This is a genomic window from Streptomyces sp. NPDC048718 (assembly GCF_043198875.1).
GTDB lineage: Bacteria > Actinomycetota > Actinomycetes > Streptomycetales > Streptomycetaceae > Streptomyces.
In genome coordinates this window covers 21,615-28,370 of the sequence record NZ_JBICVG010000003.1, presented here as the reverse complement: position 1 = coordinate 28,370, position 6,756 = coordinate 21,615, and the positions used below count along the sequence as shown (strand labels likewise).

Genomic DNA, 6,756 nt, shown 5'->3' with positions numbered 1-6,756 from the left:
GCGGCCGCCGCCCCGCCCCCCCCCCCGCGCGGCCCCCCGCCCGCCCGCCCCCGCCCCCCCCCCCCCCCCGCCCCCCCCGCGCGCCCCCCCCCCCCCCCCCCCCCCCCCCCCCCCCCCCCCCCCACCCTTATTCGTACGCGTGGGGGCGTCGGCTCAGAGCCGGGTCGCGTGCCGCTCTCCCCCTGCCCCCCGGTTACGCCTTGTCGAGGACGGCCATGTCCGCCGGGTCCACGCCGCCGAAGCGGCGGTCGCGCGACGCGTACTCGACGCACGCGCGCCACAGGTCGCGACGGTCGAAGTCGGGCCACAGCACGTCCTGGAAGATCATCTCGGCGTAGCTGCTCTGCCAGATCAGGTAGTTGGACGTGCGCTGCTCGCCGCTGGGCCGCAGGAAGACGTCCACGTCCGGCATGTCGGGGTAGTAGAGGTACTTCTGGAAGGTCTTCTCGTTGACCTTCGACGGGTCGAGCTTCCCGGCGGCGACGTCCTCGGCGATCTTCTTCGCCGCGTCGGCGATCTCCGCGCGCCCGCCGTAGTTGACACAGAAGTAGAGCGTCATGGCGTCGTTGTCGACGGTCTGCTCCTGGGCGATCTGGAGTTCCTGGACGACCGACTTCCACATCTTCGGCATGCGGCCGACCCAGCGGATCCGGATGCCCAGCTCGTTCATCTCGTCGCGGCGGCGGCGGATGACGTCGCGGTTGAAGTTCATGAGGAAGCGGACCTCTTCGGGCGACCGCTTCCAGTTCTCGGTGGAGAAGGCGTAGAGGGAGAGGTTCTTGACGCCCATCTCCAGGCAGCCCTTGAGCACGTCGAGCACGACGCCCTCGCCGACCTTGTGGCCCTCGGTGCGCGGCAGGCCGCGTTCCTTGGCCCAGCGGCCGTTGCCGTCCATCACGACGGCGACGTGGTTCGGAACCAGCTCGGCGGGGAGCCTCGGCGGAGTCGCGCCGGACGGGTGCTGCTCGGGAATCTTGTACTCCCGGCGCTGCCGTCCGAGAATTCCGCGTCGTGCGATGGCCATGCGATGGATCTCCTAGCTTTTCTCGACATAGCGCAGCGAGCGCAGGCCCCGCTCCAGGTGCCAGTGGAGATAGGCGGACACCAGTCCGCTCGCCTCCCTGACATGGCGCGGCTCGGCCGCGTCCGCGGTCTCCCAGTCACCGGTGAGCAGCGCACTGAGCAGTCCTACGGCCTCCGCAGAGGGTACGACGCTTCCGGGGACCCGGCAGTCACCGCAGATGACCCCGCCCGCGGCGACCGAGAAGAAGCGGTTCGGGCCGGGGAGGCCGCACCGCGCGCAGTCGTCAAAGCTGGGCGCGTAGCCGTTGACGGCGAGCGAGCGGAGCAGGAAGGCGTCGAGGATGAGATGCGGGGCGTGTTCCCCGCGTGCGAGGGTGCGCAGTCCGCCGACGAGCAGCAGGTACTGCTGGACGGCCGGCTCGCCCTCGTGGTCGGTGAACCGTTCCGCCGTCTCCAGCATGGCCGTGCCGGCGGTGTAGCGGGCGTAGTCGGTGACGATCCCGCTGCCGTACGCCGCGATCGTCTCGCTCTGGGTGCAAAGCGGCAGCCCGCGCCCGATCAGCTCGCTGCCCCGCGCGAAGAACTGCACGTCCACATGGGAGAAGGGTTCGAGCCGGGCCCCGAACTTCGACTTCGTCCGCCGCACCCCCCGCGCCACAGCGCGTACGCGCCCGTGACCGCGGGTGAGGATCGTGATGATGCGGTCCGCTTCACCCAGCTTCTGGGTGCGCAGCACGATGCCGTCGTCGCGGAACAGACTCATGGGCCCATTCTCGCGCATGCGTCCGATGCTCCCGGCCGCCGGACGGCGCGGGGCGGGGGCGCAGGGGCGTCAAGGTCGATTCGGCCGAGGAGATGGATGTGCCGACGGGACACGTGTGGAACGAGGAGGCCGACGACGACCCGGTGCCCGACATCGGCCGCTGGGGCCACGGAGGCAGCCAGTGGCGGCTGGGCAGCGGGGTGTTCCTCATTCCCAGCGACGAGGTCTTCGGCGCGAACCAGATGAACACACACGCCGAGGGCAGCGGGCCCTCCGCCACGTCGGGAGCCGAGGGGCACAGCCAGTACTGGGACCGGGGTTCGACCGCTCTGAAGAACCAGGCGCTGGTCGTGGTCGGTGAATACGGTGACGTCACGGCTCCCGAGTAGCGGGCGGCACCGCCCGTGCCGTCACGCGCATGGGGGCAGTCGTCGCGTACGGGGACAGTCATCGCGTACGGAAACGACCAGGCAACCGAGACACCAGAGACAGCCGAGGCAACCGAGGACTCCTATGCACCGCCCATCACGCCCGGCCCGGCGCCCCCGCCTGGCCGGCCCCTCCCTGGCATTCGTCCTGACCGGTCTTCTCCTCAGTGGATGTGGCATGACTGACAGCGGCTCCACCGATTCCCCCGGCGGCGACGCCGGCACGCCCTCCGACGCGACGCCGCCGCCCGGGTCCAGGGTCCCCTTCGGAGGGACGGCGGCGACCGCCGACGTGGTCGCGGCGGTGAAGAAGACCTCCAGCCGGCTCTACGAATTCACGGGCGTCCCCGGCAAAGCCTCCGAGCCCGGCCCCGGGGTCAAGGAGTGCGAGGGCAGAGACCCGAAGACGTACTTCCAGGTCTACCACCCCTGGAACTTCAAGCCGGAGTCCGGAGCCGACAACGACGTCGCCATGGCGAACCTGAAGGAGAAGCTGAGCACGGGCGGTTGGACGGTCAAGGACTCCTACCGCGACAACAGCGCGAACAAGAACCTCAACCTCGTCGCGGACAACGACGCCGAGAGGCTGAGCGTCTGGATCGTCGCGTACAGCAAGCGCGCCACCCCCAGCATCGGCATCACGGTCACGTCCGCCTGCTACCGGGTGCCCGAGGGGCAGACGGTCGACCACTTCTGACGTTCCGGGAGCGCGCGCCTGCGACGTGCGGCGCCCCCCGCCCGCCCGTAGGAGATACGGGCGGGCGGGGGCGCCGGGGCTGAGGGGTGTCAGCACTTGGGCACGGGTTCGTTGTACAAGCTGTCGTCGAGGTACACCCTGCTCACCCAGACGCCCTTGTTGCCGCTGTCGTCGTCGACCTTGAACCAGACGGAACTGGTGTGGCCCTTGTCCGTGAAGGTCAGGCCGCTCACATAGCAGTAGACGCCATGCTTACCCGCGTACAGAATGCCTGCACGCCAAGAGATCGGCGCCCAGTAGGTCCACGCGCTGTACTTGAAGGTCAGGCCGTAGACGGCCCGCGTCGACGCGGGCGAGTCCTGCGCCGCCTGGGCCGGCGCGGCGGTCGCCGCCAGGCCGGCCAGGCCCAGGGCGGCGGCGCTGAGCATGGCGACCGCGGAACGCTTGAGCTGCATCATGCGAATCCCCTCCGGTGCGCTTGCGCTGTATGTCGGCTGTACGTCTACGGCAACGGAACCGTCGCGGGGCACCGACACCCGGAAGCCCCGGCATCCCCGCCAGGGCCGGGACAACCGACCGACCTGGCGGGGGCGGGTGCCGCTGCCGCTGCGCGTCAGCAGTGGGGCAGGGCCGCGTTGTAGGAGCTGTCGTCGAGGTAGACCCTGCTCACGTAGACGTTGGCGTAGCCTTCGTCGTCGTCGGTCAGGAGCCAGACGGTGCTGGTGTGGCCCTTGTCCGTGTAGCTCACGCCATTGGTGTAGCAGTAGACGTAGTTGATGCCCGCGTTCAAGTGGCCCGCGTGCGTGGAGGTGTACGGGTCCGGGGACCAGTGGGTCCACGAGGAGTACTTGAAGTTGAGGTAGTACTTGGTCCGCGCCAGTGCCGGCGCGGCCGACGACGCACCCGCCGAGACGGTCGCGTCCCGGGTGGTGGCCGCCTGCGCCGGTGCCGCCGTCGCCGCCAGGCCGGCCATCCCCAGCGCGGCGGCGCTGAGCATGGCGACCGCGGAACGCTTGAGCTGCATCATGTGGATCCCCTCCGTTGCACTGCGTGTGGGCCGTGCTTACGCCACAACGATGCGATGGCCGGCGGGCGGACCGCGCATGGTTTTGGCTCCGGCCAAAACGACGGCCCCGAGGCGAGTTGACGAGGGGCTTCAGGCTCCCTCAAGGAGGCGGCAGCCCAAGGGAGTTGTGGCATGGATGACGCGCTTGCCGTCGCGCCGGGAGGAGACGAGTCCGCTGTCCCGCAACACGGCCAGCTGCTGGCTGACGCTCGGCAGGGACATCCCCGTCGCCTCGGCCAGATCGGACGTCGTGGCGTACGCGAGCGAGGCGGCCTCGTGCAGGAGCGCGGCGCGGGTGGCGCCGAGCAGGCGTGGCAGCGCGTCCGGGGAGGCGAGGGCCTCGTGGGTCTTGTCGACCGGGTAGAGGAGCACCGGTCGCAGTTCGTCGTCGGCCATGGTGACGGGCCGCCGCCAGCAGAAGTACGACGGCACCAACAGCAGTCCCCGGCCCCGCAGATGGAGATCGCGCTCGACCGGATAGTCGACGGACAGGACGGGCGGCTCCCATGTCGCCATCGGACGCAGGCTGTTCAACAAAGCCTGCGTGCCGCCGTCCACGACGGCACGGGTGCGCAGGGCGAGGTCGACGGCCACGGTCGCGCCGATGCGCTCCCACATCGGTGCGATGAACTGCCCGTGGTACGTACGGAGGTTGGCGCCCAGGGCGGTCAGCGTGGCCACGTCCCCGCGCGCCAGTTGCGCGCCCGCCCACGGCCTGCCGCCTACCTCCGCCAACAGGGTCAGCTCGTGGCGCAGTTGTCGTCGCGGCGTCGCGAGCACCCGCTCGATGCCCGCCTGCAAGGTGGCGGGGCCGCCCTCGACGTGCGGGGTGAGGAAGTCCGGGAAGTAGACGGCGCGCGGCACCAGACTGTGCAGAGCCGACGCCGCCGTCCGGGCCACCGCGCTCCGCCGGACCAGATGCCCGACCTTCTTCCGCCACGGGTCGAAGGCGATGGCCCCTTCACGTGTCTGTAACCGGCACAGACTGCACACGATCTCCCATAGCGGGTCCGGTCCCCGGGCGATCCGTACGGTTTCCAGGTCTCTGCTGGTGAAGTGGATGCGCAGCATGGCGTCCCCCCGTCGGCCACTGTCTCCGATGAAAATCCTTACTACGCGGAACATTCCAGGCAAGGACAATCTCGGCCAAGGCGGGCATGCGAGCGACCCGTGGCCGAGGGGCATCACCCCGGCCCCGACCCCTCGCCCCCATGGGTCCGGAATCAGCCCCACCGGCGTCGCCCGGCAGCCATCGGAGCGCATGATTCGCGCCAACTACCTTACTCACCCGTAAAGTTCATCCGCTCGCGCCGTGAAGACCTTGTGTCCATGACATGCCCTCGTCATCATGACGCTAACGCACCCCATCTACCCGCATAGATCTCTTGCGCGGGCGGCTTCCGGGGTCGCTTCCAGGTACCTCCGCCCCACCCTGCGCCGGCTTCCGGCATCCCCGCACCAGCCATCCCCCATGCAGGAGGAACGATCCCTGTGAGACCTCGTCCCACCCGACGACGCGGCACCCTCACCGCCACCGCGGCTACCCTCGTCGCCCTCTTCGCGGCCCAGACCCTGAGCGCCGCCGCCACCGCCACCGCGGCTTCCGCCCAGGCTCCGGCCCCGTCCCACGGCCGGACCGCCGCGGCCGCCGCCATGACCCACTCCCACTCCGTCACCAAGGCCGCCGTCACCTCGGCCCAGGAGCGGGCGGCCCGGGACATCGCGCGTTCGCTCGGCGACGCGTCGTGGAGCAAGCATCTGCGTACGGCGGCCCTGAAGTCCGCCGACGTGTCCGTCACCGCCCAGGCGACCGGCGCCCTCAAGACCCGGCTCGCCGCCGCCGACCGTGACATCGCCGAGGCCAAGGGTCTCAACGCCGCCAAGACGGGCTCGCTCCTCCAGCTCCGCCTCGGCGCCGAGTCGATGCGTTCCGCGCTCACCGCCGGCGAGGAGCCGTGGGTGGCCGCGGCCGTCTCCGACGACGACGCCACCACCATCACCGCGTACGACAGCGAGGGCGTCGCCCACGTCCTGGACGCCCGTACCGAGCCCTCGCACCCGGTGTACGTCGTCGACGTCGACGGTGACAAGGCGCTCGCGTCCGGCCTGGACGTCATGCGCCAGGAACTGACCAACGCCGGCGTCGAGTCCGCCGCGCCCCAGACCGTGTCCGCCGCCCCGGCGGCCACCGCCCCGAAGGCGGCCGCTGCCGCCGCCACCGCGGGCTTCTGGACCACGAAGATCACGGCCGTCCACCTCAAGGACGACAAGGAGCCCTGGTTCAAGGGCAACGCCGAGATCTACACCCTCGTCAGCGGCTTCGGCCAGGACGGCAAGGTCCGCGTCGACCCCGTCGACATGCCGTACCTCGACAAGGACGGCGTCGTCTACCGGCCGAACCAGATCCTCGTCAACTGGTCGTACTACAAGTACAACCTGGCCGACGCCGTCATGATGGAGGAGGACGGCAGCACCAACTACCGCGACCTCGCCAAGGCGATCGCCGCCGTCCTGCTCACCATCGTCGACCACGGCGCCTACATCCCGCTCGTCAACGCCATCCTGGACGCCATCCCGAACGACTGGTGGACCGACGACCCGGACTACGTCGACAGCTGGTACACCATGGCCAAGTCGTACAACGGCACCTACTACGGCGCCAGCAACAACGGCTACATGACCGTCGAGCCGTACTTCGTCTCTCAGCTCTGACGCGAGCCCGGCACACGCACCAGCACCAGAGCTGACACCGCTCCGAAACGCGGGGCACGGGACCTGG

8 protein-coding genes are annotated in these 6,756 nt (G+C 70.1%); 3 read left to right on the top strand and 5 right to left on the bottom strand.

Annotated elements, in window-relative coordinates; translation table 11 throughout:
- Positions 1-193: 193 nt before the first annotated feature.
- A complete protein-coding gene (locus ACGFRB_RS05810; RefSeq protein ID WP_393240534.1) occupies positions 194-1,018 on the bottom strand; it encodes an isoprenyl transferase in 825 nt (274 codons plus the stop codon).
- A gap of 18 nt (positions 1,019-1,036) precedes the next feature.
- Positions 1,037-1,786 carry a DNA repair protein RecO gene (gene recO / locus ACGFRB_RS05805; RefSeq protein ID WP_363006325.1) on the bottom strand — a complete coding sequence of 250 codons (750 nt, stop codon included), beginning with the start codon at positions 1,784-1,786 and terminating at the stop codon, positions 1,037-1,039.
- Positions 1,787-1,884: 98 nt separating this feature from the next.
- On the opposite strand from recO, the gene ACGFRB_RS05800 reads away from it, so the two are divergent.
- Positions 1,885-2,175: a hypothetical protein gene (locus tag ACGFRB_RS05800; protein WP_393239562.1), complete on the top strand. Its 291-nt coding sequence runs from the start codon at positions 1,885-1,887 to the stop codon at positions 2,173-2,175.
- 217 nt (positions 2,176-2,392) lie between these two features.
- Positions 2,393-2,911 carry a hypothetical protein gene (locus ACGFRB_RS05795; protein ID WP_393239559.1) on the top strand — a complete coding sequence of 173 codons (519 nt, stop codon included), beginning with the start codon at positions 2,393-2,395 and terminating at the stop codon, positions 2,909-2,911.
- A gap of 89 nt (positions 2,912-3,000) precedes the next feature.
- Here the strand turns inward: ACGFRB_RS05795 and ACGFRB_RS05790 are convergent, their stop codons facing one another.
- The 3 genes from ACGFRB_RS05790 to ACGFRB_RS05780 all read right to left on the bottom strand — a co-directional run bounded on the left by ACGFRB_RS05790 (position 3,001) and on the right by ACGFRB_RS05780 (position 5,048).
- Complete coding sequence (locus ACGFRB_RS05790; RefSeq protein ID WP_393239556.1) at positions 3,001-3,366, bottom strand: hypothetical protein; 366 nt, start codon at positions 3,364-3,366, stop codon at positions 3,001-3,003.
- 158 nt (positions 3,367-3,524) lie between these two features.
- On the bottom strand, positions 3,525-3,938 hold the full coding sequence (locus ACGFRB_RS05785) for a hypothetical protein (protein WP_393239553.1): 414 nt from the start codon (positions 3,936-3,938) through the stop codon (positions 3,525-3,527).
- A gap of 129 nt (positions 3,939-4,067) precedes the next feature.
- On the bottom strand, positions 4,068-5,048 hold the full coding sequence (locus ACGFRB_RS05780; protein ID WP_393239551.1) for an ArsR/SmtB family transcription factor: 981 nt from the start codon (positions 5,046-5,048) through the stop codon (positions 4,068-4,070).
- A 420-nt stretch (positions 5,049-5,468) separates the two neighbouring features.
- Here ACGFRB_RS05780 and ACGFRB_RS05775 point away from each other — a divergent pair, with 420 nt between their 5' ends.
- The gene (locus ACGFRB_RS05775; RefSeq protein WP_393239548.1) at positions 5,469-6,689 is read left to right on the top strand and encodes a DUF3103 family protein; all 1,221 of its coding nucleotides are present in this window, start codon (positions 5,469-5,471) and stop codon (positions 6,687-6,689) included.
- The last annotated feature ends 67 nt before the right edge of the window (positions 6,690-6,756 follow it).